The sequence below is a fragment of the Leisingera sp. ANG-M1 genome, assembly GCF_000813745.1.
Classification (GTDB): domain Bacteria; phylum Pseudomonadota; class Alphaproteobacteria; order Rhodobacterales; family Rhodobacteraceae; genus Leisingera.
In genome coordinates this window covers 39,093-64,149 of the sequence record NZ_JWLC01000029.1, presented here as the reverse complement: position 1 = coordinate 64,149, position 25,057 = coordinate 39,093, and the positions used below count along the sequence as shown (strand labels likewise).

Below are 25,057 nucleotides of genomic sequence, written 5' to 3'. Positions count from 1 at the left end.
GAACAGTGGTCAAATTACCCGGCGCAGACGCGATTAGTTTAGAACAGGCTAGGCCCGAACGCGCAGTGCGGCCAATCACACCTGCATCAAACTTCTGTGGACTGCTGCAGAGGGCTTTTAATGTGTATGTTCCTGGGGGCGCTGGAGAAGCTGCGTCCCGTGACTTTCAGCTCCATTGGGGAGATACAGCCCTTGTGGTTTGATCACCTTGGTCCACAGGGCAAAGTCATCGCTCGGACTTGCTTCAGGGATCACGGTGCGACCGGGTCGCCCACGCCCGAAAATCTGCCACCGCCTTACCCGTTGCGGCGAGGGTGAAGACACAAAGCAGGGTTTTTGACACAGTCTCCATTGTGCCCTCGATCATCATGGCATGGGCCACGCTCCCGATGACGGTAACTGACACGAGAGCGGTATGAGCACGGCGCCAGCTGCGCAGTCTCTGGCGGAAACGCCCGCGAAATGCGGCCAGAAGCGCAGCACCGAAGACCGCCCACATCGCGATCACGCCCCAAGCGGAAAACGGAGTTGGCGACGCGAAGAGCAGCGCATCGGCCACGTCTGGCGGGCTGGTGATCCATAGGCCTGCCACGTGGGTTGCAACTGCTGCGATCAAGGCTCCGCCGGTCCAGCGATGCACGTTCCGCCCGCGCCGCACAGACAAGCCAGGCAAGTACCCGCCTGCAAGCAAAGGCTGTACAAGCAGGAGTGCCATCGCGATCACGCCGGCAAATCCCGCCGCGATATAGACAGTGTGGCGCCATGCGAGTAGCGGGCTCATTGCCGCAGCAGAGATTGGCGCAACAACGACGGCCGCGAAGACGCTCCAGATTAAGGCCCTTCGGGCCGGACTCATATCCTTTGCACCCACTGCGCTTAGGCGGGCTGAAGGACGAAGTGCGCGCTTAGAGTGGTATCTTTGGCGCTCCGCATGACCGGACGCAGGAAGACGGTTTCAAAGTCACCGCTATCATAAGCGAGATGGCCATGCGGCTGTCCAAAGGCGGGGACGATCTGCGGCATCTCGAGGCGGAATTCCCCATTCGCATCCGTAAGTGTGGCCCCATGGCTCCGCTGCTCGCGCTCATGCCCTTCGGTCGTGTGTGCCCAGATCTGGATGCGCTGGCCGGCAAGCGGGGCGCCATCACCTGCGCGCCGGACCGTGCCCGTCATCCAAAACCCCCCGCCGCCAATCCTGTCGACGATTGGTGCGCCTGGCCGGTAATTGTTGGCGCCGCCGCGCATCGAAGGCGTCGGCGCGAGGCCCGCAGCGTTGGCAGGAACAGGGAAGCCCGAGGCTCCCATCGCCACAGCAGTGCTTCCTAGGGCGAGGAGAGATCGACGGGTAAATAAGGCGGCAGGCATGAAAAAGACTCCCGGCGAGCGTTCGGAAACTCGGCCGGTCGCTCAGGGCCGGTCTCGAGCCAGTCAAATTATAGCAGGTTTGCAGAATTTTCCGAGCTCCCGCGGCCGGAGGGCGCGTCAGTACTTGCTAGCGCAGCAAGCAACACTGTCCTGAAACTGCTGTTGCCCGGGGGGACATCAAAGATCTTATGGAAGAAATGGCGGTTTCGAGCCTCCATCTTCGGCTGCGTGTTTAGGGCTGCCGGGGCTCAAGGCCAGCAGCTCTGATAGCTGCACTGATAGCCTCAATGACCGCTTGCACCGATTTCGGAGCGAGGGCGCCGTAAGCGTGTACTGCGAAGATTGGTTCTGGTTCGTTTTCCCCTACCGGGCATAACCGCACGAGACAACCTGCTTGGAGGTCTTTCAAAACAGCAATGTCCGGCAGAAGTGCGATCCCCAGGCCTTCCCGTACAAATGACACCAATGCTTCAATTGTGTTGCTGCGGAGGCTTGGGGTGAAACGCGCCACGGAGGATTTGGTACTGTCGGCAACCGGAATGTTGTGCTCTACTGTTAAAGGTTCGCGCACGTGCGCCAAGTAGGGGAGTGATTGAACCCATTGGCAAAAGGCCGGGTCTGCGGCCGCAGGTGCTTCTGACATCAAAGCAGGCGAGACACAAAGAACATCGCATATTTGGCCTATCCGCCGTGCGCGCAAGCTGCTGTCCGGCAGGTGTCCGGCGGTTATCGCTACATCGATGCCTTCTGAAACGAGATCAAGGCGTTTGTCCTCGGCTATGACAAAAGGCTCAAGCCGGGGAAACCGTTGCTTCAACCGGAGTAAAGCAGGGGCGATAACCGGGCCGATGAATGCATGCGGTGCTGTAATTTTCAGGGGTCCGGCCGGCTCCGCGCCAAACACTTCCATTTCTGTTGCTGCTCTTTGGGACAGTGCAAGCAACCCTTTGCAATGCTGATAGTATTTTTCCCCGGCAGGTGTCAGCACAAACTGGCGTGTCGTCCGGTTCGCCAGCTTTACGCCAAGCCGTTCTTCGAGCCTTTTTAGGTTTTGGCTGACCGCAGACTTGGCAATTCCTAGATCCTCCGCAGCCCGTGAGATAGATCCGGTTTCAACGATAGTTACAAAGCTACGCGGGAGCGGAGACAGCATTTACAGTTCTCTCAATATGAACAATGATTTCACTTTATCTCTGTTTTTCAAACAGTGTAAGGCGGGCATTCTCTCCCATGAACTGCAAGTCAAGGAGAACTCTCATGAAGCCCGTCCGATCCATAGCCGCGGCCGCAATTGCAATTTCCGCTATGAGCGCCCAGGCACCGGCACAGGAGGCCGAAGCCCGCGCCGTGAAAGAATATGAGCTGAACCTGGCCGTAGCTTCCGCCAGCCGCGCCTGGCGGGAGGCTTTCAATGCCGGTGACGCCGCCGCTGCAGCGGCAATGTACGAAGAAGATGCCGTCATGGTTGCCAAACCTTTCGGCAGGTTTGAAGGCCGTGAGGCGATCCAGGGGTTCTGGAAAAACATAATCGAACAGGGGTTCGATGACGTGATCTATTTCAACACCACAACTACGGTTGTGGACAAAACCTTGACCGCGGCGCGTGTTTCAGCGGACTGGGAAATGAACAATGCCCGGGGCATCATCACCAACGAATTGTGGGTTTTGCAGCCTGATGGCACCGCGCGCCTTCGCGAAGACCACTTTGAAGTTGCAGAATAACATTCACTGCGGGCGTCCGGTGTACAAGCGGGCGCCCGCGACTGCCGGGCTGTTGCCCGGTAACACCATGAGGCACGGCCGGAAACGCGGCCGTAAGCCGCTGGCAACCAGGAGCATTGGCAAGTGCCGGATATCGACAATCAATTTTACCTCCGCAGGCGGCATCCCATTGCCCGGTACCACTTGCTGACAAACTTGGTTCAAAGCCATGTTGCACGCTACCGGTTCAGCTGTTCTCTGGATGTCGGCTATGGCAGCAGTGCGGGCCAGAAGCTCGATATCTTCCCGGCCCAAATCAGCAATGCCCCGGTATTCCTGTTTATCCATGGCGGCTACTTTCGCGCACTGGACAAAAGCCAGTACCGCTACATCGCAAACCGGATGGTCAGGCAAGGCTATACTGTTGTGCTCGTGAATTACGACCTTGCACCTACGGTGCGGGTTGCGGAGATTATCCGCCAGGTTTTGTTGTCGTTTCACTGGGTGCGTGAAAACATCCCGGAGTGGAATGGTGATCCGGAGCGGATAACTTTGTGCGGACATTCTGTGGGTGCCTTCCTAGCCGCGCGGATACTAGAAGAGGAGTGGGCCGGCGGCAGCGGCATCCGGAAGGCGGCGCTGCTGAGCGGGCTCTTTGACCTTGGTCCTATGAAGCGGTCCTTTTTGAACCGCGACCTGCATCTAAGCGACGCGGATGCCGCGAACCTTAGTCCCCGCGCAGAAGCAATAACCGAGCGCCCGGATATCCTTGTGGCGGTCGGAAGCCGTGAAACGGGTCAATTCATCTCTCAGTCAAAAGACTACAGCGGCCAGCTTGCACGTGCCGGTATCCGCGCCCAGCTGATGGTTTTGCCTAAGATCAACCATTACTCCATGTCCCGCCTGCTTGCCAACAGACGCAATCCGGTCATGGACTGGATATCAGACAGCTTTTAGTTTTGAATATGGCTGCAGGCTAAGCGCATCTTTATCGCGTGGCGTGCCTTCGCGCATGTCCAGCGTGGAAGGCTTTGAAGCTTCACTGCCTTGAGGTCAATTTTCTTCGATGGAGAACATTCTGGAGTAGTTTTCCGCCAGCACTCTTGCGTCCTGACGGTCAAACTTCACCGACTGCAATTGCGCCAGGTTCAATACGGATGCGCTGTCAAACAGTTTCATGACGTCTACTTTGAAACTCACCTCACTCGTACCGCTAAGGTCCTCTTCCATGGGCCGAGTGAACAGGAGGTCGCGACGGTTTTCGTTAAAGCCCACATGGTAAACCAAAGGCTGGATGCCCTCGCCCATTTTCAGGCTGCCCTCGAACACAACGAATTTGTAGCCGACTTCCCAGTTCCAGGCCATTTGGCTGTTTGGATCCAGGTCGCCGCGCGGTTCGATTGAGGAGTTCGCTGGTTCATCTATGCCGACCGAAAAGGCGAGGCTGGAATATGATTTCAACGGAACATTGCTCAGCTCAATCGAAAAATCTTTGTTTTGGCTGCCGAACCGGACCAAGTGGTAGCTGTCAGGCTCAACATAGGCCCCGTCTTCTCCGGAAAGCTGAATATTGCTGATATAAAAGCGGAAGTTCTGCACTCTGAATTGCCCCGGCCCGCTTGGGTTTTTATACAGGAACTGATCGAAGACCAGATCCTCTCCGTCGGCCTCTGCTGTAAAGACGAGCCGCAGCTGATTGGATGGCGGACCCGGTTTCCAAATGGCGTGCCAAGCGGTGAGCCCCAGCAGGGAAACCAGCAAGATGTTGATGAATTGCGGCTTCACCGCAGGCATCACGTCTCTCCTTCAAATGGATTGGAAAACCGGTCATCTGACAAAAACGCCTCGTCCGTCAGCGTATGGAGAAAGGCTATGATTGCGGCCTTCTCATCGTCCGTCAGGCGCAATCCCACAAAGGGGCCAGGCGGAGAAGTGGTGTTATCGGCTTCGAGAATGAGGGGGCTCAGCGTGTCGCTGACCACCACCCCGTCATTGTAGTGGTCCATCACGTCTTCAAGCGTCCGTAGGCGCCCGTCGTGCATATAAGGGGCTGTCACGGCGATATTGCGCAAGGTTGGCACTTTGAAGAAGCCCTTATGCGCCGGGTTGCCGGTGACTGCCATTAATCCGGCGGGCAAGTCTTCGTCCCTATCCAAACCGTTGTTGGAAAATCCATCCAGACCGTCCCGGAACCCGGAAGTGAGGAATTGGCTGTGGCAGTCGATGCAATTGCCGCCGCGAAGCGAAGCCTTGGTGTCCGGATGGGCCATGAAGAGCTTGCGGCCCAGTTCCTCTTGCTCGGACAGCTTCGCCTCGCCGCGAAGGAAGCGGTCATATTTTGAATCGGCGGAGATGAGCATTCGCATGAAAGTGGCCAGCGCACGCGCGATGTTCTCGGATGACACATCCCCATACGCCTGCCGGAACATCCGCCGGTATCGGCGGGAGCCATTAAGTTCGCTGACCAGCCCCTCCAGATCCTGCGCCATTTCCCTGGGGTTCTGAATCGGAAGCAGGGCCTGCTGCTCTAGGCCGAGAGCTCTGCCGTCCCAGAAAAATCGTTCCTGCCCCCACAGCAGGTTCACCAGGCTCATGCTGCTGAAGTCCAGATCTTCAGCATCCAGTCCGGCAGCTCTGGGGAGGCCGTCTGTGAAAGCAAGCCGCTGGATGTGGCAGGTTGCGCAAGACCGGTCGTTGCCGCCGGAAAGCAAAGGATCGTAAAACAACCGCCGCCCGAGGGCAAATGCCTCCTCGGTCAGCGGATTGTCCTGCGGTACCGAAAACCGCCCGAACACAAACGGGGCCGAGAACCCCGCAACCGGCGTCGGATCTGGCCGAAGCGCCCCTACTGCGAAGAATGCTCCGCCTCCCATGGCAACCGCCGCCGCGACTGCCGCAATCCAGCGCTGCTCTGCCATCGCCGCATCGCCTCAGTGGTGATGCACGAAACCGGATCCGAACAGCCCTTCAAGATTGTCCACGCCCTTGTTGTACTTCTCTCTGAAGTTCACTGTGCCCAGGCGTTCGCCGGTGGCCAAATCATGCACTGTGATCGTATGGGCATTCACAGCCGCTATGAAGTCCACGTCAGTCGGATCATTGTCTGCCGCATTGCCGAGGTTCAGCAAGTTGTTCTGGATCGCAATCAGATCGCGGCCGGATTTCGATTTGAAGAAAATCATGTGATGCGCACCGGCTTCCGCCTGAATGTCCGGACCGGTGGACACCAGTTCAGGGAGTTTGGAGAGGTCATAGCGCTTCACCACACCAGGCAGTGCATGGCTGATGAAAAGCTCCGTTTCTGTGCCATAGAACTCCAGCGGCACAGCCGTGTTGTTTGCCACACCGCTGTAAAGAACTTTGGGGCTGCCAAAGGTTTTAGAGGCTTCGTCATAGGGGACCTTCCAAGTTTCAAACCCGAACATCGTATTCACCAGCACCGCTGGCTCGATGTTTTCATTCATCGTAGGCCGGGCGAACAGAACTTCTACAGGCGACGACGGGAAGCCGAGCGGTTTTTCGTTCTCCACCACGATATTCTGGATGGGTTCCAAGGAGTTGAGGTCAATGACGGTCAGTGCGTTCCCCACGCCAGTGGCAAGGTCAGGATGAACCGTTGAAGTGATGACCATCCGGTCCTGATAGGCGGAGATGCCGTGCGGATACATTATGTACGGTTTGTCCGCGCCCACCTGGCTTGGCCGCGCTTCGATGACTTTGGCAACCGCGTTGGATTGCGGGTCAAATACCCCTAGTGTTCCGCCATCATTACCACCGAGGCCTCCCATAAAGGTCACGAACATGTACTCCTTGCCATTTGAGGAATGCCACATGATGTCTTCGCCTACCATCTGGCCCTGAGTATCGAGACAGTCAAAACCCGTTACTTGCGGTGCTCCGGTGGCGTCCCGCTCCAGTCCGATTTCCGCAAGGCTGCAAACCGGATCCAGGCCGGTCGCATAGAGTCGCCCGGCAGGGCTGTAGTACAGATGATGCAAAGGGTGAGTCATTTCCGGCTGCTCAACCTCGCTTAAGATTTCTCCAAAGTTTGACTGCTCCGGATCAAGCTCAACAATTGCTATGCTGTGTGCCGTTTCCAGCGTCGGCAGCCCGCGCAGAAGCACAACGCCATGGCTTTCCTCACGCACCTGGGCTTCGGTATCAGCCGGTGCAGTTGCAATCAGAGCGGCAGTAAGAAGTGCGGGCAAAACGCCCTTTAACTCGTTATGAAGCATCATGGCAGCTACGTCCCTTTCAGAGCAAATGAACCCGCTCGAACTGGCCTCAACGCAACTTGTGCCGAATACTATCACATTAGGGCACCGCTCCCAAACTATAGAACTCCTAGCCACTGACGATGCTCTTTCAGAGCATTTGCGCCGGTCGGAAGTTGCTGCGCACGACGACAGCGCAGGCGTCGTATGCAGGCTTCGTTCCGCTTGGAATCTCTGGCTAGGTGGTTACCCGGATACCCGGCTCAGAGCGGTCTCTCAACGCGCGCTTCAGAGGATGCTTGCGGCCGGCTTTGCCCATCTCGGCCGAATGGACCTGGCACAGGAAATGGCCGGAAGCACCAGGAGGCACATCTGAATTTCGCGCTGGAGCGCCGGGCCAGGGTGCGGCCCGACCGCCTGGAGGAAGACACGCAGCACTTTACCGAAGGGCTGAAGAAAGTCGGTTTCTGACGCGGCGCGGAACGCGGACACGTTTCAGTCGCCCGAGACCTTAGCACCGCTTACCTTGGCGCCGCTAACTTTGGCTCCGCTTACCTTTGCTCCGCTAACCTTGGCGCCACTCACTTTGGCACCGCTGACGGCTGGGCCAGCTGACCCGAAGTACACGTCCAGCAAAACCTGCTCCAGCATGCCGGTCATCAGGTCCATGCGTATTGTGTAGTCAGCCTTGTCGTATTCCCAGACCTTGACCTTGTCGGCCATCTGGAAATCCGCCGCAGCAACACCTGATTTAGAAGGGCTCAATGGCGAGCGGGCGAATTCGCCGCTGTCAGCAAAAGCGTCTTCCCCTTTACCGTGCACCAGCAGGATGACAGGCTCAGGCAGCTGATGATAGGCGCCTTCATAGGAAAACCCGTAGATGCGGGCGAGCCGTGGATCCGTTCCTTCTTGCAGCTGTTTTGCAAGAAACCCGTTGTCGCCGCAACGCTCTCCCCGGCCCCTGTCCTTGATCTTCAGGTCCTTCACCAAACGTCCGAATAGTAACACTTCTGAAAAACTGAGTAACGTCTCGGCCACCTTACTCACTCCCGTGGCTATGAAAACAACACCAGAAGATTTTCTCCCAATGCTTGAGCCGAAACACGTGCGCGCCCGATTGTTCGAGAAAGTCCCCCTGCAAATAAAATGCCACAAAAAGGTTGGAATTTAAAGGTTATTGAATCTCTACCATTCGGGCACCCGGGTGCGAACCGAAACCGCGTGGCTTGTATCATCGGCGGACTGAAGGCGGGGGCCGGCTTGAACCAGCCCGATGCCGCGCATTCTGAAATTGCCTGCAATGATCGTGCGGAAGGCGCCGCCGGTGATATCAGCATCCACAGCCAGCAGCGCCTGTTCGACGGCTGAATACGTGAGGTTCTTCGCTTCCAGCAGGCTCCAGGCATCGGCCAGGTAAGAGCCTAGGAAATCGCGGGCCTCCAGCAAGGACACGCGAAAACCTTCGGGATCAAGCGCATAGCGGGCATCAAAAAGCGCTTGCATGACGTCGCTGTAGTAAGGCGTTTCCTCCAGCCGGTCCGAGAGGTCCTCCATTTCCGGCGTGATCAGCCCTTGAACCAGCAGCCTTTCGTGGAAGATATCGACAAAGATGTCGAACATCGCGCCGGTCAGGGGTTCCGACAGCGCGTGCTCGCTGGTCCAGCCATGCGCGAATTCCGGCAGGGTCCGGGTATTGGCCGCCATCCGGATCTGGGCGTTTCCGGAAAGCTCTGCAAACCGGCTGAGTTGATTGAACGTGTACAAATTGCCCCGGGTGTTCTCCAGAAGTTCTTCGACAACAGATCCAAAATGCAGGGATGCAAGCAGCGCGACCATATCAGCCGCAGATTCATGGAAACCGTAATATTCACCGGGCACATCCTCCGAGGGCGGCATCCCCACCACGCTGTAGATGATGGCGTGGCCGATCTCATGGGCAACAACATCAAAATTCAGGCTGTATGCGCGGTATTCGCCTCCATGTTCGCTGGTGCCGCCGGTTTCCAGAAAGCCCCAGCCGATATGGGCATTATCCAGACTGGGCAAAAGCGACAGTTCCAGCCGCTCGAAATCCCGCGCAAAGTGCCAGGGTACCGGGTGGCCGAAGTACCCTTCCCAGACATCCATGGTGAAATGCGCCGCGCCAAACAGATGCGCTGCTTCAAATGCAGGATCGGATGGCAGGATATGGCTGAAATTACCGAACTGATCCGGTTCGGGCGGCGGCTGAATATAGCCATCCCAAGGCGGCAGATACATGCCAGTGCCTGCCGGGCGGTCTATGAGGGCGCCGTAGGGGATACGTTTACCCACCGGGTTGACGGTATACATGCGCGGCCCCGACGGCCCCGGGTCGATGCTGCCCCGCGGTGCGGAGATTTCAACCAGTTCGGGAACGGCATCCGGCTTGCGGAACGGTGCCTGCGGGAACAAAAGGAATCGGGTGCCCGGGGCCTCTTCGTCAAAATCATCAGGGTTGTACATGGGTCCCTCCAAAACCGCTGTGTCCCCTGTATCTCCTGCCTATTCCGTTTTTCCCGCCGCTGGCTGGTTTATGCAGCTTTGATGATACATGAATTCGCGGGTGATCAGCGCATAGAATTCTTCGGCGTCTGCAAGACCGATGGATTTCGCATGGGAATCGAGGTTTGAAGGCGTCTCGCGGCCCAACAGGGTTTCAAAGTACCAGATTAGTACCTGCAGTTTGTCCGCACCCGGCAAGCTGTCTGCTGCTGCGTCCATCTTTTGCAGTCTCTGTTCTTTTTCCTTCGCGCGTTCCTGCAAACCCGCATAAGCACCCGCATACCGGAGTTCGGCCAGAATATGCGGGTCCAGGTGGTTCCCAAGAGCGCTTACCGTTTCCTCTGCGCAGAGAGTGTCCCGGAGCAACTCTTCGTATCCTGTTCCGTCCAATCCGTTCTCTCGCAGCCAATGTTGCAAGACGCGGCTTTGAGACAGCCCCCTAGCAGCACGGTGGCGGGCCATTAGATCCAAAAGTGCTGCGTGTTCGATGCGCTTTGCCGTACCTTCCGTTCTCTGCAGCGCCAGTACGCGAAGAGCGGCCTTTGTGCGGAAGCCGGCATAGCGCTCCGGGTCAAGGCGCAATTCGTCAAGAAGGCCGCGTGAACCCTTTTGCACGCCTGTATTCTCTGCTTCGACGCGGCTTGCCAGTTTCTGCCAGGCAAGCGTGCGCTCGACCCGGTGCCCCGGCACTCCCCTGCCGCGCGCATCGCCGGTCAGAAATGCTGACATCTGCGCCAGCATCTCACACGCATCCTGGCGCTTTGCATCAATGCGCCCTGCCGGCAGCCAGTTCGAGAACACACTGTGCCAATGGGCGTCCCCGAACCCCTCCAGAATTCTGTCCCAGGTCCTATCCTTGTAAAAAAGCGCTTTTGCAGTGTTTATCAGCTGCGCAGCCTCATCAGCTGCCAGCAACCCCTCGCTGGCCGCATGCTCAACAGTTGCACGGATCGAAACCATAGGTTCGCTCAGCGGCTTGAAACCGAGCTCTTCCGGGCTGTGAAGAACCGCCACTTCGTCATCGTCGCTCAGCAGGCTGGATGCGTAGTCTTCAAAGATACGGCCAACACCGGTCATACCGAAAACGGACAGTTCAGCGGCCCGTAAAGCCCCCATGCTGGCACTGCCAAAAACCGCAATTCCCTGCTCCATCGCCCAGAGAATTTCCTTGTGCCGGACCGATGGAACGCCTTCGAAATACCCGTCGATCAGGCCAATGACAGACGGTTTTTCCCGGGCTGCCCTGTAGATATCCCCCTGACCGGCTGGAGGCAGAACCTTCGCATCAATCAGTGCCCTGACTTCGACCGCCGCAATGGTTGGGCCTGCAAAGACAATTGCAGTCATCCCGCCGCCTCCATCACTTGCTGCGCGCGCGGACCAGGGACAAAATCCGGGTCGTCGTGCGGCGCCTCCAGGCCCGGTATCAATGCACGCACCACAGCAATGCCCATGCCGCGGCGGGACAGGTCGACGATCAGAACCTGATTTATCCCAGCGGAATTCAGGCGCTCTAGCAGCCAATCCAGGTCCTCTTCAAAGGATGGCGAGCTGAAACTCGGGCAATCCTGGAAGCTCTCTGTCGGCTGAGTACAGCGGATCAAGCCGCGGATATATTGCCCCCGTGTTGCGACAGCCTCTGCTGTGAACTCGTTTGGATCCAGGTCGTCGCGTGCTCCCGAAATATAAGTAAGCCGGGTCTGCGCCGCCTCGGTCACGGCCCGCAGCAGCGCTATGGAACGGTCAGGATGGCAGCCGTCGCCAATACCGATATGGCCGGGCTGGCTGCCTCCCTCACCAATGACGCAATGAAAGCAGGCAACACCAACGTCGGTCGCTGTTTCCCAGATCCCGAATTCGATTCCGGCCCTTGCCAAGCGGTCAAGCGCCTGCCTGCAGCGGGGATCGTCGACCGTATCCGGGTCAATGCGCGGTTTCGAATCTGAGTAATGCCAAAGCGTGGTGGCGTCCCGCTCAATCAGCTCGCAAATTGCGTGGCAGGCAGCCTCCAATGCATCATTGCCCGAGGCAAGCCCGTTGGTGGAGCGCGGGAATGCCCCTTGCCCGCCGCGGGGCGGCGTGGTGTAGTCCGTATCGACCATCTCGTAAGGCAGCCACCGGGAAGTTTGGCCAGCAAGATCATGGCCTTCTATCCATAGCATGGGCCGGTACGGATCAAAACGGCTCCCGGCAACCCGGGGCAAGCGCTCAACATCCGCAACTTGCACCTCCTGTTCCAGATCCGTCAGGCTTGCCAGGCGAAGCGGCAAGGAAACCCGCTCGGCATGCCAGGTCTCGATTGCCTCCATAACCCCCGACGCCTGCGCGGCTTCTAGCGACAACCCCTTGCCCAAGGCGACCGCGACAGAACGGGAATTCGGCCGGGTGACCATCACGGCTGGCAGGCCGATGCGGTCAAGCCCGGTCAGATTGGCAATGCGGGTTATGCCCATGCTGGCGAGATGCGGCCTGACCTGCTCCAGCGTCTGCGCCGGGTCGCGCAGGCGATGTGTGTCGAGCAAATAGGTCTTTCGCGCCGCTTCAGGCATTTTGCAGGCCTCGCTTACTGCTTGACCTTTAACCGGCTGCGGCTCCCTCGCTGAGCGGCCGTCAAGCATACACTTAAGATGATTGATCAATTCACTCGGTCAAATTTTTCAAAGGATGAAACTTTGGGAAAGGCTGTCATGCCGCTGGCGTTTGCCGGACAGCAAGCCCACAGCGCATGGAATGCCCCATCTGAACTGGTCTACCGTTATGTATTGGAAACGGAAGACAGAAAATGACGAACAAGCGGCACTAGCCTGAGGAAATAGTTCAGAAGCTGCGGCAGGTTGATGTGCTGGTCGGGCAATGAATGGCGCGAGTTGATGCGGTCCGGGAGGTTCGCATCACGGAGCAGACCTACTACCGCTGGCGCAAGCAGTATGGTGGAACGGGAGCCGACCAACTGAAGGAACTCATGCGTCTCCGGAAAGAGGACGAGCGGCTGAGAAAGGCTGTGTCGGACCTGACGCTGGAAAAGCACATCCTGAAGGAAGCTGAACGGGCGGCGCCCCTGAGCCCCGCTCGTCGCCGAACCTGCACTGAGCTGATCCGTAGCGGGATGAAGGTATCGGAGCGCCGGCTCTGCCGCGTGCTCGGACAACATCGCTCGACACAGCGGCAGCGTCCAAGGGGCCGGGGAGAATGAGCCATTGATGCGCCTTTGGTTCGAGTACAAGGGCGAAAGAGCGGCTGGTTGCCGACATGACCGAATTGGCCAGGCAATACGGCCGATACGGCTATCGTTGGATTGCAGCATTACCGCGAGATGCAGCCTGTCAGGTCCGTGGCGGCCGGATCGAGCGGCTGTGGCGGCGGGAGGGGCTGAAGGTGCCGTCTAAACAATCGAAGAAAGGGCAGCTCTGGATGAACGATGGATCATGCATCGCGACCGGTATAACCCATCATGGTGCCAACATATTGAACTTGCAGAGATTATGTGGGAAGATTCGCAGGGCGACTCTACGGCCTTCAGAAATGCTGCGCGAGGCATGGACGGCGGCAATGCCAAAGCTGTTCTGTGGCACTCGGTCAGACCTGGGCGGACGCCCAAGTGAGTATCGCAGGATACTGCAAATTCCGTTTCCTGTGCAAAGCTGCCGATATCTGAGCGCTGCTATGCGTTAAATTTCTTGTAAAGAGGGCAGGTTAGATGCTGCGTTTGCCTGCTCTGGCCGCCAAAGTAAAAGACTTCAACGTAATAAAAGGGCAACGGGTGTTTCTTGCATATGTACTCTCACAACCGCTGAAAGCACGCGGTTTCCTTACGACTGACTCGATTAAGTAGAAGAAGGTTAGCATCACGTTCAGTGGGACTTTAGAATCCGGCGGGGCCAGAATTCACAACCGGCGGCATGCACTTCTCAAGAAACCGGTCAGCCAGCTCTGCGCGGGCGGCTTGGCGGGCGCGGGCGATCACAACCCTGTATTGGCCAATGCTTTCCTTGAGCGGCCGTGCAACAATCGGGTCGCCCTCGATTGTACGGTCTTGTTTCAGCGGGAAACCAGCCAGCGTGTACCCAAGCCCCTTACCGACATAGGCGTGAACCAGCTCGCGCGATTGCGATCGGAACGGCACATCGGGATGGACGCCAGCAGCATTGAGCAGTTGAAGGTAGCTGGGGCCGGGCCCCTCAGAAGACACTGCGATGTAGGGCAGTCCTCCCAGGTCAGAAAGGCTGATCCGGCTCTTGGATGCCAGTGGGTGAGCGGCTGACAACAGAACCAGTGGCGGCAGCTCCATCAGCACCTCAACGCTGTGGCGGCGAGGGTCGAAGCCCTGATCAAAGACGACCAGCGCATCCACTGCGCCGCTGTCCAGCGCTTCCGTCAGGGCGTGGTAGTCATCTTCCACCACCTCGATCCGGACGCCGGGGTGTTCTTCGCGGAAAGCAAGCACCGCAGGCAGAACAATCCGCTGCGCCAGCGCGTGATGGGTGCCGATGTGAATCCGGCCCGCACGGCCTGCTGCCAGATCGCCGGCGTGCCTGTCCAGTGACGCGGCTTGTGCCAGCAGCGTCTTCGCATGCTCGGAGAAGGCCTGACCGGCACGGGTCAGCCGCATGCCCTGCGCCGGGAACCGGTCGAACAGGGTCAACCCGGTTGCGGCTTCCAGCTTGTCCAGTGCCGAAGCGATGGCTGCGGCCGAAACATTCAGGCGGCGGGCAGCCTGGGCGATGCCGCCCTGCTGCGCCGTTTCTGTCAGGTAGAGCAGCTGGCGGAGGGTGAAGCGAACCATCAGATAAACCTGTTTTTGGGTTAAATTAAATCAGTTTTTCCACGCTTCAGGCAAGCCCTATTCTGCCTTTAGTACATGCTGGAGGATGACATGGAAATTTTGCCTCTGACAGGCGGGCTGGGTGCGGAGATTTTCGGTGCGGATATCCGCCGCAGCGAGGATTTCATCGCGATTGAGGCAGCCTTTGCCAAGTATTCTGTCGTAGTCTTGAGGGGACAGGCTGCTGGTCCGGAAGACCATCTGGCCTTTGCCCGCCGGTTCGGCCCGATTAACGTCAACCGGTTCTTCAAGCCGGTCGAGGGACACCCGGAAATTGCCATGGTGTTGAAGGAAAAGGACCAGGCGGAGGCGGTCGGCGAGGGCTGGCACACGGATCATTCCTATGACAAGGAGCCAGCAATGGGGTCCATTCTTCGCGCAATTGAAATGCCGCCCTTTGGCGGTGACACGCTGTTTGTCTCCATGGGCGCGGCTTATGAAGCGCTGTCGGCGCCGATGCGCCGGTTTCTGGACGAGCTGACAGCGGTGCATTCATCGCGCCATGTGTTCGGGGCTGCCGCCGCGGACAGCGAGGCAGCCAGAAGCGGCCGTCTGGGCAATGCCGGGGCCGCCACCCAGGAGGTTAGCCACCCGGTTGTTATCACCCACCCTCTCAGCAGGCGGCGCGGGCTGTTCATAAACCCGGTCTTCACCACCCGGATCGAAGGGCTGAGCCCAACTGAGTCTGACGCTGTTCTGACGATGCTCTACGCCCATTGCCAGCAGCCCGAGTTTCAATGCCGGGTGCGCTGGCAGGCTAGTGACATTGCCATGTGGGACAACCGCGCGACTTGGCACAAGGCGATCAACGACTACCATGGGTTCCGCCGGCTGATGCACCGGGTCACTGTTGAGGGGGTGCCGCTGTCCGGCGCTTCAGCTGCCTGAATACGCCTGAAAGTTCTGCCATGACCGAGAAAGCCGTTCCCTCCCGCCCCAACGTAATCCTGATCCTGGCCGATGACATGGGCTTTGCCGACTTGGGTTGCACCGGGTCCGAGATCCGGACCCCTAGCATCAACGCCTTGGCCCGGGGCGGGGTGCTGCTGTCAGCCATGTACAATTGCGCCCGCTGCTGTCCCACACGCGCCTCTTTGCTGACCGGGCTTTACCCCCACAATGCAGGCGTCGGCCATATGGGCGCCAATCTGGGCACACCCGCCTACCAGGGGTTTCTGCGCAACGACAGTGCGACAATTGCCGAGCATCTGCGGGCCAGCGGCTATGCCACGCTGATGTCTGGCAAATGGCATGTTGCCGGCGACTTTGAGCCCCGCAGCGTGGACAGCTGGCGCGTTGGCGATGTCGAGCATCCAACCCCGCGCCAGCGCGGCTTTGACCGGTTCTACGGCATCATGGACGGCGCAACGCATTTCTTTTCGCCGCACTACCTGCTGGAGGATGACAGCCGGGTCGAGACTATGCCCGATGACTTCTATTTCACTGATGCCATCACCAGCAAAGCTATCGGCATGATCGAGGGCGCGGTCGCCGATGAAAAACCGTTCTTTCTATATCTCGCCCATACCGCACCGCACTGGCCGCTGCATGCCCATCCCGAGGACATCGCCCGCTATGACGGAATCTATGCCAAGGGCTGGGACCAGATCCGGACCGCCCGCCACGAAACCATGGCCGGCCGGGGCGTGTTCCAGCGCAATTGGGATATTTCGCCACGCGACCGCTCGGTGCACAGCTGGGCGGAGGAAGCAAACAAGGATTGGGAAGCCAGCAAGATGGCAACCTATGCGGCGATGGTGGACCGGATGGACCAGTCCATTGGCACGCTGGTTGCCGCGCTGAAGCGGCTGGAGCAGTTTGACAATACACTGATCCTGTTTCTCAGCGACAACGGCGGCTGCGCTGAATTCATGGCCGAGGACGGCTGGGCGAAATTCTACCCCGACAGGACCCATGACGGGAAACAGATCACCATGGGCAATGTTGCCGGGCTGCACCCGGGTGATGCCCAGACCTTCCAAAGTTATGACAAGCCTTGGGCCAATGTCTCCAACGCGCCGTTCCGCCTATACAAGCACTATGTGCATGAAGGCGGTATCTCGACCCCTCTGGTGGCGCATTGGCCGGCAGGATTCAAGCCGAGCGGCACTGCCCATGCAGCCTGCCATGTGGTGGACATTCTCCCGACCATCCTGGAAGCGGCCGGGGCTGCTTACCAGACCGAAGTGGGCGGGCATGAAATCCAGCCGCTGCAGGGGGAGTCGCTTCTAGGCCTCTTTCAAGGCAAGGACTGGCAGCGCGAGCTGCCGATTTTTTGGGAGCATGAAGGCAATGCGGCTATCCGGCTGGACCAATTCAAGCTGGTGCGGATGCATGATTGCCCATGGGAACTGTATGACATCGAGGCAGACCGGACCGAGCTGACGAACCTCACAGGGTGCAGTCCGGCTCTGGAAAAAGACCTGATCCGCCAATATCAGGGCTGGGCTGAAAGCGCGGGTGTCCTGGATTGGAACGAAGCTCTGCCGAAACTGCTAGCGGCGTGGAAAATGGAAACCGCCGACGGATGACGTTCGTGCTAATTCGCCAGCAGCTGCTGTGCGAATGGCAGCTACAGATTGCGCAGAACGTCCTTACGAAGCAAACGGCTTTTGCGCGAGCAAGGAATGATCAATTCGCAAATGCCGCAACCTGAATTCATTCAAGCTGATTTTGAAATGCCTTGGCAGCTTTAACTTAGCTGATGACAAGACATGTCGCCCTGTGGCCTGATCCAGCAGCTGTCCAAATTTTCTGTTTGGCATCCCTAGTGCAAGTCGCGGAACCGCGAGCTGAGCCGCTGCAAGGGGGGAGACTTGAGAAGGGCAACTGTGTGCAGCCGATGTCTTCAGCTTTGTTGCTTTAAATGATTAAGCCCCGGCTGCGAACTCGCCGCTAGCAACTGTGTTTTCGAAATTATGAAATCCTAGGTGTCTGGCGCCCGCGGCGCCGGGTAGATTTCACCCAGGGAGCTTTCAACGGCTCTGCCGTTTCGGCGCCAGATCAGCTGAATTCTGCCATGCTGGCCTTGCGGCGTGCCATGGCATGAAAGTTTTCCATGCTGAACGCGACCCTCTCGCCAGTGGTCCAGTCAAACAGCGAACGTTCGATTTTTGTCAGGGGGCCTTCGTAGACGTGGATAGCATGGCTTTGCGCATTCCCGTCGGCCGTTATCGCATGAATGGCTTCCGGTCCAAGGCGCACCACACTGCCTGCCTTGACCAGGCTGTTGCCTCCATGGCGCAGCTTGCCGGGCTCGCGTTTGTAAAGCACTTCGACCTCGGTGCCCCGGTACACGGCGATATGCACACCCATGCAATGCTCATGCGGGGCAAAGACGACATCGGCAAAATAGCGGCAGGTCCAGATCGAACACGTCTCATCCTCGAAGACCATCACCTCGTCTTCCTCAAATGCCGCGATGGCCTCCGCCAGTTCCTCCTTGTCCGCCTGGCTTTCTTGCAGCAATGCGCGAATGGCGGAAACGCGGTCTTCAGATGCTGCGGCCTGACGGATCCGGAGGATCAGATCTTCCAGGATGTTCTGTGGCATAGTCTTTCCCCTTCTTTGCGGCACGGCCCAGGCATTGCCTAGATTGATGTGTTGCAGCGCTTCTGCTTGTCTGATTGCGACGCTGGAAACAGTGTTATCAGGTTTGCTGGAGAAGGTGTGCTGCCAGAGTGTGCCGGGATCCTTGTCAAGCTTGCCCGCCGGGCGGAAAGTAAAAGCTCGATGCAGCCAACCAGCCAGAAAATTGGCGTCAATGAATCGGACATACAAATTGGCGGCCCGCCGATTATCGAAAACGAGGCACCGGCCCCTTGGAAATTTCTAGCGGCCTTTGAAGTCGGTTTTCTAGGGCGGTATAAGGCTTGTCTCTTTCAACGCCCTTCGCAAACTACCTAGGGCTTTGCGGGTGAAGTATCTTATTGTGCTATAAAACTGGCACTTACTTCCACCATAGTTGTGTCTCTCTGAGTGGAGAGAGCCGAAAAAGACCGCGGTCAGCCGGTGAATGTCGTCCGGAATGTGAAGCTATAGCCGCCTGGCGCCAGGGCTTTGGGAGCACGCGGCATACGGGCACTTTTAACAGCGGCCACTGCTGCTTGATCTACCTTAGCGTTGCCTGAACTTTGGGAAACAGTAACCGCCATCAGATGCCCCTGGGTTGAAACCGTCAGGTGCAGCCGCACTGTCCCCTTCCCACCGCCGCGGGGCTGGCGTTTTTGCCGCTCGATGCGCGAGATAATTGCTGCGCCCCAGCGGTTCTTGAGACTGGCAGTGCGTTTTGAATCACCGGTGTTGGCCGCATCTGCGCCACCGTCGCCCTTGGCCTGCTGGCGGCTGTTGCCGGCAGCTTGCTCTTGCATACGTTCTGTTGAAGGCGCGGGGGATGGGGCGGGTGCAGCTGCAGCGGCCGGAAGTGGTGGAAGTGGCGGCGAAACTTGCCGTTGCGGTGCTGTGTCCACGGCGGTTGCAGCCGCAAGCAAAGGCTGACTGACGGCTGCCGGAGCGGGCGGGGTAAAAGGCGCAGCCGTAGCGGCAGCGAGCACAGGCTGCTGCGGTGGCTCGCCTAGGATCTTGGCAGGCGCTGGCGTGTGGATCTCCGGCGGGCGGGTCCAGTCTGTTACCTGCTGCGCCAGCGCCTCAGAGGCGGCCACCAGTGTCACTTGCCCGTTTCCGCTGTTCCCGGAGCCAGCGGCCCTTGTGCTGCCTTCCCGTATCGTCAAGAACGGAGCGGCATGCAGCACTGTGGCGGCAGCGAGGCAGATGGGGAACAGGGCGCGCCGGGTCATGAGCCTGTGCCTGTCAGGGTCACCGCCTTGACGCCTGCATCGCGCAGCCGGGTGATCAGCGCTGCAACCGCGCGGGCGGGCACTTTGGCATCGGCCCGCAGGGTGAGGCTCTCAAGCTTGGCCGCCTGCGCCATCACCGCGGCCATTGCGTCGCCGCCCTCGGCGCCTGAGAAATGCAGCCGGCCATCGCCGCCCATGAACAGCACCGCTTCCGGTGCCGCGGTCTCGCCGGTCTCTAGCTTGGGCGGGGTCACCGCAAAGGGCGCGCGCGGGGCGATCTGCGAGGAGAGCAGGAAAAAGATCAGCAGCAGGAATACCACATTGATCATCGGCAGGATCGGCTCGCCGGCCTGGCGTTTCTTGGAGGCGGAGAAATCCATGCCGCTCACTCCATCACCGCCAGGGAAGTGAAGCCGGCCGCGGTCAGCAGCCCGGCGGCGTCCATCAGTTGCTGCAAAGAGGCGCTAGCGTCCGGCTGCAGGATGATGGTGTCCGTTTTCTCACGGGTCAGCCCGTTCAACTGCCCGGCCAGAGCTTCGGCCTCCACCGGCACCCCATTCAGCCGCAGCCCTTCAGCGGTGACCAGAACCAGCCGCGGCGGCCCTTGATACACCGTGCCCGCACCGCCCATCGCCAATGGCACCGCCCGGTCGCGGCCGAATTGCGAGGCCAGCATGAAGAACACCAGCAGCAGGAACACCACGTCGATCATCGGCGCGAGGCTCAGGCGCTTTTTTGCGCGCGGTATCCCGAAACCCAGCGTCATTCCGCAGCGTGCCGCAGCGCAGGGCGGGCAGGGGCGCCGTTGAACACACGGGTGGCGGTATCTTCCATCCGGGCCTGCTCACGCTCGGCCAGCCCTTCGATCCAGGAGGCCAGCGCCGAAGCCGGGATCGCCACCGCCATGCCCGCTGCCGTGGTCAGAAGCGCCTCCCAGATACCGCCGGCCAGCACCGAAGGGTCCGCGCCGCTGCCGTTTTCCTGCAAGGCCTGGAAGGCGCCGATCATGCCCAGGACCGTCCCCAGAAGCCCGACCAGCGGCGCAATCGCGGCAATCAGCTCCAGTGGCCGCAGCCCCCGCCGCAGCTCTGCCAGCTCCGCCTTGGCGATGCGGGTGGTTTCCTTTTCTGCGGCCTCAGTGCTGAAGCCTGGCGCCAGAAGCGCCCGCATGGCCGCCCCGGCAACCCGGTCCAGCGGGGTTTGCCCCGGGGCGGCGGGCGGGGTGCCGCCCTCGCGCCACTCTGCAATCCATGCCTCGGTCTGCGTCCTGCGCCAAGCGCCTGCCTGGGCCAGTGCAACCGCCCGCCACAGGAACAACGCCAGCGTTAGCACCGACAAGGCCGCAATCACCCAGAGAGCCGGTCCGCCGCGGGTCATGAAATCAAAGAGTGGAGCAAGGGACATCTCAGCTTCCGTCAGTGGCCCGGATTTTCCGGGTCGGTTTCTCCAGCCCCGCGGTCAAAGCGTTCGGCATAGGCCTCGGTCAGCCGGTTCGGCCCGTGCAGCACCCGCCATTGCCGGATGCCGTTGCGCCAGCCGGCCCGGCCTTCGCGGGTCTCCGGCTCCGCGGCATCCTCTGCCGGGGTTTCCGCCTGCAGCAGCTCCCAGACCGCCTGCTTACCCTGGCTGTAGGCTTCGGCGCCCCAGGCGCCTAGCAGTTCCTGGAAGGCGTCAAAGGCTGTGCGGTTGAACACCTTGTCCTCACCTAGCCGGCCGATCACCGGGTTTTCCGGATGCACGCCGCAGCAGGGCACCCAGCCCTCGGGAATCGGAGTGTTGGCCGAATGGGTGCGCTCTGCCTTCAGAAGCTTCGGCAGCACATGGGTGTGCGGACCCTCGGGCGATTTGCCGCCGGTGTCGGGGCCGCCGATCATCTGGTAGACCTCGACCCGGCCCAGGCGGGTCAGCAGCACCCGTTGGGGATGGTGCTTCAGGATCGCGCCCATCGCCGGGTTGCCGTGCTCAAACAGCGAGCGGCCGGCGTTATCATTCAACACCTCCTCCAGCTCGGGATCGGCGGTGCGGATGCAGAAATCCGCCTGGTACTGGCCCAGCCCCATGTCGAACAGCAAAGCGCCGCGGTCTTCCTCGCGCAAAGCGTCTTCGTCGGGGCCAAGCGCGGTCAAGACATCGCGCCGGTTCATCGCGGCATCGGCGTGCGGCAGGCACAGTGAGACTGCCTGGGTCCAGCGGTGCGGCTTGGGGCTGAGGGTCTCATATGCCACCGGGCGTACACCTTCGAGGCTGTCGATGCGGACACCGCCGCGGCTGGTCACCTGCATCAGCCCGGCATGTTCCTGCGGCGCCGGGTCGCCATAGACATGGTGAAACTCGCCGATGGCGCCGAAAGAGCCCATGTTCCAGCCGCAGTCTTCCTGCATCAGCGCCGCTTTCAGCATCTGTTGAAGCTCAGGCATCTGCTGTCCTCCTGTTGGTTGTTTTCCATTCCAGGGCGCCCGTGTGGACGGCCTGGTAAACGGCTTTGCCGATGGCTTCGCCGGTGGCAGTGTGCAGCCCGGCATAAGGATTTGCGCCAGCCGGAGCCGCGACCGCGACGCAATCGGTTCCGGTGCCGGTCGCGGTTCCTGAGGGCAGGTCGATGCCCGCCTCCATCACCGCGGCGGTGCGGGTTTGGACGGCAATGCTCATTGCTTCGATCAGCCCGGCCTGGGTCAGCCCCTGTGACAGGCGCAGGGCAACATTGATGGTGCCCCAATTGCGGCTGGCATAATCCATTCGGCTGCCGACCCGTTCGGCATTGGACAGGCCCACGGTCGCCACGGCATGGGCATGCACGCCCTCAACCTCGGCGATGGCTTCGCAGTAGCGGCGCACATCGCGCGAGGTGAGGAAGGCCACCGCATCCCCGCCACCGCGCGCAGAAAGCTCGCATGCGAACCACTCTGTCACATCCAGATCGCGCGGCAGATCACTGTTGCGGACCTCGCGCCACAGGATTCGGCGGGCAGTGACGAGGCCGGGGCGGTTCACTGCCCAGCTCAGCACTTGCATATCTGCGCCGAGGTCAAACTCGATCCAGGGGCGGTCCAGGGTGACGGCAGGCATCATAGCACCTCCAAGGGTTGGAATATCGGCCCCTCTGCCGTGTTCTGATGCCAGATCGAGATGCCAAAGGCGCGGGCCATCAGTTCCGGTGTCAGCACATCGGCGGGCGCCCCGTCAGCCAGAATGCCGCCCTCGGCCAGCAGGATCAGCCGGGTGCAGTGGCGCGCCGCCAGCCCCAGGTCGTGCAGTGAAACCAGCGCTGAGCGGCCCTCGTCAGCCAGCGCTGCAAAGACCTCCATGGTCGAGATCTGATGCGCCGGGTCCAGCCCCGCGGCGGGTTCGTCGGCCATCAAAAGCGGCGTGTCCTGGGCCAGCGCGCGGGCAATCAGGGCGCGCGCCTGCTCACCGCCCGACAGGCGCGAGGCGGCGCGCTGGCGGAACGGGCCCAGCCCCATGCGGGCGATGGCCTGATCCACGAGCGCCTGATCTGCGGGCGGCAGCCGCAGCCCCTGCGGCAGATGCGGCAGACGGCCAAGCGCCACCAGCCGCTCCACCGGGATCGGCCAGGCAATCTCGCGCGATTGCGGCATCCAGGCTACGGCGCGGGCGCGGTCTACCGCGCTCATTTCAGCCAGCGAGCCGCGCCCGCCGGAGCTGATCAGCCCCAGCGCAGCACGCATCAGGCTGGTCTTTCCGGTGCCGTTGGGGCCCAGGAGGCCGACGAACTCACCCGCCTGGATCTCAAGCGATACATCCCGGATCACCGGGCGGCCCCGTAGGGTGACCGAGAGGTTTTCGACCGAGAGCACGCTCATGCCAGCCCTTTCCGTGTCTTGTAGATCAGATGCAGAAACAGCGGCGCCCCGACCAGGGCGGTGACCACCCCAAGCTTCAGGTCGCGCGCGGGCAGGATGATCCTCACCGCGATATCCGCCATTTGCAGCATGATCGCGCCCCCCAACCCCGACGCCCACAACAGCCGCGAGGGCTGGCCCGCCACAAAGGGGCGCAGGATATGCGGCACCACCAGCCCGATGAAGCCGATGGCTCCGGCCACTGCCGTGGCGCCGCCGACAATGCTGGCAGTGCCCAGCACCAGCAGCAGCCGCAGCGGTTTGAGGTTCATGCCCATGGTCTGGGCTGCATCCTCGCCCAGGGTCAGCGCATCCAGCCCCCGCGCCAATGTCAGCAGGATTGCGGCACCGGTCAGCGCAAAGGGCAGCACCAGCCAGACATGCACCATGGAGCGGTCGGCAAGCGAGCCCATCATCCAGAACACGATCTCATTGGCGGCAAAGGGGTTGGGCGACAAGTTCAGCACCAGCGAGGTGAGCGCGCCCGCCATCGCCGAAATCGCAATCCCCGCCAGGATCAGCGACAGCGAACCGCCTTGCGGCCCGGCCAGGGCCATCACCAGGAAAACTCCCGCCAAAGCGCCCGCCAGCGCCGCCAGCGGCAGGCCCAGTGTCAGGGTGGCGGCCAGCCCGGAGTTGATCGCCAGCACAGCGCCAAGGGCGGCCGAGGAGGACACCCCGATCAGCCCCGGCTCGGCCAGCGGGTTGCGCAAATACCCCTGCATCGCCGCGCCCGCCAGCCCCAGCCCGCCGCCGATGACAATGGCCAGAATGGCGCGCGGCAAGCGGATCTCCCGCATCACCAGCGTCAGCGGGCCGTAGCTGTCGTCAAACAGCGCCGCGAGGCTGTCGCCCACGGTGACATCTGCAGGCCCCACAGTAAGCGAGATCAGGAACAGCACTGCGACGGCAGCCGTCAGGATCAGCATCAGACGGGTCATTTCCCGTGCTCCTTTTGCAAGAACAAGCGGCGCTCCTCGGACAGATTTTGCACCGCGCGCAGCACATGCGGGGTGCCGCAGACCCAATCCGCGTCGCGTATCTGCCCGGCGCCGCTTTGGGCGGCCAGCTGCTGCACCACGGGATGGGCCAGATTGTCCTCGCTGCGCGAGGCGCGGGGATAGGGCGAGGTGCCCACCAGCAGGTCCGGCTTTGCCATCGCCAGCACCTCCAGCGGCATTTTGCCGGAGCGGGCGTAACCCATCTCTGCAGCGATGTTCCTGAGGCCCGCAGCCTCCAGGATCTGTCCTGCCAGAGATTGCGGCCCGGCGGTGTAATTGTTGGCCGCATAGAGGGCCGCCCGCGGGCGGGGGCCGTCAGCGGGCTGCAGCAAGGCCAGCTGTTTGTCGTAATCCGCCACCAGAGCGCGGGCCGCCTCCTGACGGCCCAGCACGTCGCCCATCTGGAGGATCCGCGCGCGCACATCCTCCAGCGAGTCTGCCGGCTGGAACACCGCAACCGGCACCCCCAGGCGCTGCAGCATGCCGGTTGTGGCAGGTGTCGAATAGGCCCCGGCGATCACCAGATCCGGCTTCAAAAGATAGATCTCCTCCGCCTTGCCGTGATTGACCGGATAGGCTAGGGCCTCTTCAGCCATGGCCGAGGCGCGGCTGTCCCGCGCGATATAGGAGACCGAGGCCAGCTGGCCGGGCGCTGCCAGCAGCATCGCCAGCTGGTCGGTGCACAGGTTCATCGACACCACGCGCGACGGTCCGGCCAAAGCGCCGGTGGCGGCCCACAAAAGGGCCAGGACTATGCCGGGCAGCCTGCGCATGG

26 protein-coding genes and 1 pseudogene are annotated in these 25,057 nt (G+C 60.5%); 6 read left to right on the top strand and 21 right to left on the bottom strand.

All coding sequences use genetic code 11. From position 1 onward, the window contains the following. Positions 1-244: 244 nt before the first annotated feature. From RA19_RS23125 to RA19_RS23115, 3 genes are all read right to left on the bottom strand, one after another. Positions 245-856, bottom strand: a complete 612-nt coding sequence (locus tag RA19_RS23125) for a ferric reductase-like transmembrane domain-containing protein (protein WP_039167412.1) — start codon at positions 854-856, stop codon at positions 245-247. A gap of 20 nt (positions 857-876) precedes the next feature. After that, on the bottom strand, positions 877-1,305 hold the full coding sequence (locus RA19_RS23120) for a twin-arginine translocation pathway signal (protein WP_241479134.1): 429 nt from the start codon (positions 1,303-1,305) through the stop codon (positions 877-879). Positions 1,306-1,597: 292 nt separating this feature from the next. Then, on the bottom strand, positions 1,598-2,518 hold the full coding sequence (locus RA19_RS23115; RefSeq protein ID WP_039167408.1) for a LysR family transcriptional regulator: 921 nt from the start codon (positions 2,516-2,518) through the stop codon (positions 1,598-1,600). A gap of 23 nt (positions 2,519-2,541) precedes the next feature. Between RA19_RS23115 and RA19_RS23110 the strand changes: the two genes are divergently transcribed. Continuing rightward, positions 2,542-3,087, top strand: a complete 546-nt coding sequence (locus RA19_RS23110) for a nuclear transport factor 2 family protein (protein WP_241479129.1) — start codon at positions 2,542-2,544, stop codon at positions 3,085-3,087. Positions 3,088-3,210: 123 nt separating this feature from the next. Then, positions 3,211-4,023, top strand: coding sequence for an alpha/beta hydrolase (locus RA19_RS23105; RefSeq protein ID WP_052262006.1), 813 nt, complete (start codon positions 3,211-3,213; stop codon positions 4,021-4,023). Between the two features lie 96 nt (positions 4,024-4,119). Here the strand turns inward: RA19_RS23105 and RA19_RS25960 are convergent, their stop codons facing one another. The 7 genes from RA19_RS25960 to RA19_RS23065 all read right to left on the bottom strand — a co-directional run bounded on the left by RA19_RS25960 (position 4,120) and on the right by RA19_RS23065 (position 12,352). Further along, entirely contained in the window at positions 4,120-4,860 is a 741-nt protein-coding gene (locus RA19_RS25960; RefSeq protein ID WP_052262005.1) for an MbnP family protein, read from the bottom strand. Further along, positions 4,860-5,984 (bottom strand): cytochrome-c peroxidase, encoded by a 1,125-nt coding sequence (locus RA19_RS23095; protein WP_039167406.1) that lies wholly within the window; start codon positions 5,982-5,984, stop codon positions 4,860-4,862. The genes RA19_RS25960 and RA19_RS23095 overlap by 1 nt, the downstream gene beginning before the upstream one ends. Before the next feature lie 12 nt (positions 5,985-5,996). Then, a complete protein-coding gene (locus RA19_RS23090; protein ID WP_039167404.1) occupies positions 5,997-7,304 on the bottom strand; it encodes a hypothetical protein in 1,308 nt (435 codons plus the stop codon). Between the two features lie 471 nt (positions 7,305-7,775). Next, positions 7,776-8,318, bottom strand: a complete 543-nt coding sequence (locus RA19_RS23080) for a hypothetical protein (protein WP_152615851.1) — start codon at positions 8,316-8,318, stop codon at positions 7,776-7,778. A 147-nt stretch (positions 8,319-8,465) separates the two neighbouring features. Beyond that, entirely contained in the window at positions 8,466-9,764 is a 1,299-nt protein-coding gene (locus RA19_RS23075; protein WP_052262004.1) for a hypothetical protein, read from the bottom strand. Between the two features lie 39 nt (positions 9,765-9,803). Continuing rightward, on the bottom strand, positions 9,804-11,150 hold the full coding sequence (locus tag RA19_RS23070) for a TfuA-like protein (RefSeq protein ID WP_039167399.1): 1,347 nt from the start codon (positions 11,148-11,150) through the stop codon (positions 9,804-9,806). Next, positions 11,147-12,352, bottom strand: a complete 1,206-nt coding sequence (locus tag RA19_RS23065; protein ID WP_039167397.1) for a YcaO-like family protein — start codon at positions 12,350-12,352, stop codon at positions 11,147-11,149. Before RA19_RS23065 ends, RA19_RS23070 begins: the two co-directional genes overlap by 4 nt. 78 nt (positions 12,353-12,430) lie before the next feature. Here RA19_RS23065 and RA19_RS27085 point away from each other — a divergent pair, with 78 nt between their 5' ends. Then, positions 12,431-12,589 (top strand): hypothetical protein, encoded by a 159-nt coding sequence (locus tag RA19_RS27085; RefSeq protein WP_193748320.1) that lies wholly within the window; start codon positions 12,431-12,433, stop codon positions 12,587-12,589. A 26-nt stretch (positions 12,590-12,615) separates the two neighbouring features. Beyond that, positions 12,616-13,235 (top strand): annotated as a pseudogene (locus tag RA19_RS27540) (transposase); the annotation flags it as partial. A gap of 430 nt (positions 13,236-13,665) precedes the next feature. On the opposite strand, the gene RA19_RS23055 reads toward RA19_RS27540, so the two are convergent. Then, positions 13,666-14,586 (bottom strand): LysR family transcriptional regulator, encoded by a 921-nt coding sequence (locus RA19_RS23055; protein ID WP_039167395.1) that lies wholly within the window; start codon positions 14,584-14,586, stop codon positions 13,666-13,668. Positions 14,587-14,676: 90 nt separating this feature from the next. Between RA19_RS23055 and RA19_RS23050 the strand changes: the two genes are divergently transcribed. Together RA19_RS23050 and RA19_RS23045 are read left to right on the top strand one after the other, a co-directional pair. Continuing rightward, the gene (locus RA19_RS23050; protein WP_039167485.1) at positions 14,677-15,513 is read left to right on the top strand and encodes a TauD/TfdA dioxygenase family protein; all 837 of its coding nucleotides are present in this window, start codon (positions 14,677-14,679) and stop codon (positions 15,511-15,513) included. Between the two features lie 20 nt (positions 15,514-15,533). Beyond that, on the top strand, positions 15,534-17,156 hold the full coding sequence (locus tag RA19_RS23045) for an arylsulfatase (RefSeq protein ID WP_039167393.1): 1,623 nt from the start codon (positions 15,534-15,536) through the stop codon (positions 17,154-17,156). Positions 17,157-17,628: 472 nt separating this feature from the next. Here the strand turns inward: RA19_RS23045 and RA19_RS25955 are convergent, their stop codons facing one another. The 10 genes from RA19_RS25955 to RA19_RS22995 form a co-directional block, all read right to left on the bottom strand. Next, on the bottom strand, positions 17,629-18,405 hold the full coding sequence (locus tag RA19_RS25955) for a hypothetical protein (RefSeq protein ID WP_152615850.1): 777 nt from the start codon (positions 18,403-18,405) through the stop codon (positions 17,629-17,631). Positions 18,406-18,629: 224 nt separating this feature from the next. Further along, positions 18,630-18,995 carry a cell envelope integrity protein TolA gene (locus tag RA19_RS27080; protein WP_052262002.1) on the bottom strand — a complete coding sequence of 122 codons (366 nt, stop codon included), beginning with the start codon at positions 18,993-18,995 and terminating at the stop codon, positions 18,630-18,632. A 422-nt stretch (positions 18,996-19,417) separates the two neighbouring features. Beyond that, positions 19,418-19,801, bottom strand: coding sequence for a biopolymer transporter ExbD (locus RA19_RS23030; protein WP_039167391.1), 384 nt, complete (start codon positions 19,799-19,801; stop codon positions 19,418-19,420). 5 nt (positions 19,802-19,806) lie between these two features. Further along, complete coding sequence (locus RA19_RS23025; protein WP_039167388.1) at positions 19,807-20,187, bottom strand: ExbD/TolR family protein; 381 nt, start codon at positions 20,185-20,187, stop codon at positions 19,807-19,809. Then, the gene (locus RA19_RS23020) at positions 20,184-20,825 is read right to left on the bottom strand and encodes a MotA/TolQ/ExbB proton channel family protein (protein ID WP_052262001.1); all 642 of its coding nucleotides are present in this window, start codon (positions 20,823-20,825) and stop codon (positions 20,184-20,186) included. The genes RA19_RS23025 and RA19_RS23020 overlap by 4 nt, the downstream gene beginning before the upstream one ends. Positions 20,826-20,836: 11 nt before the next feature. Beyond that, positions 20,837-21,838: a DUF6925 family protein gene (locus RA19_RS23015; RefSeq protein WP_039167386.1), complete on the bottom strand. Its 1,002-nt coding sequence runs from the start codon at positions 21,836-21,838 to the stop codon at positions 20,837-20,839. Beyond that, positions 21,831-22,487 (bottom strand): adenosylcobinamide amidohydrolase, encoded by a 657-nt coding sequence (locus tag RA19_RS23010; RefSeq protein WP_039167476.1) that lies wholly within the window; start codon positions 22,485-22,487, stop codon positions 21,831-21,833. The genes RA19_RS23015 and RA19_RS23010 overlap by 8 nt, the downstream gene beginning before the upstream one ends. After that, a complete protein-coding gene (locus tag RA19_RS23005) occupies positions 22,487-23,242 on the bottom strand; it encodes an ABC transporter ATP-binding protein (RefSeq protein WP_039167384.1) in 756 nt (251 codons plus the stop codon). Before RA19_RS23005 ends, RA19_RS23010 begins: the two co-directional genes overlap by 1 nt. Beyond that, positions 23,239-24,222, bottom strand: coding sequence for a FecCD family ABC transporter permease (locus RA19_RS23000; protein WP_039167382.1), 984 nt, complete (start codon positions 24,220-24,222; stop codon positions 23,239-23,241). The genes RA19_RS23005 and RA19_RS23000 overlap by 4 nt, the downstream gene beginning before the upstream one ends. Next, the gene (locus tag RA19_RS22995; RefSeq protein ID WP_039167380.1) at positions 24,219-25,055 is read right to left on the bottom strand and encodes an ABC transporter substrate-binding protein; all 837 of its coding nucleotides are present in this window, start codon (positions 25,053-25,055) and stop codon (positions 24,219-24,221) included. The genes RA19_RS23000 and RA19_RS22995 overlap by 4 nt, the downstream gene beginning before the upstream one ends. Positions 25,056-25,057 lie beyond the last annotated feature (2 nt).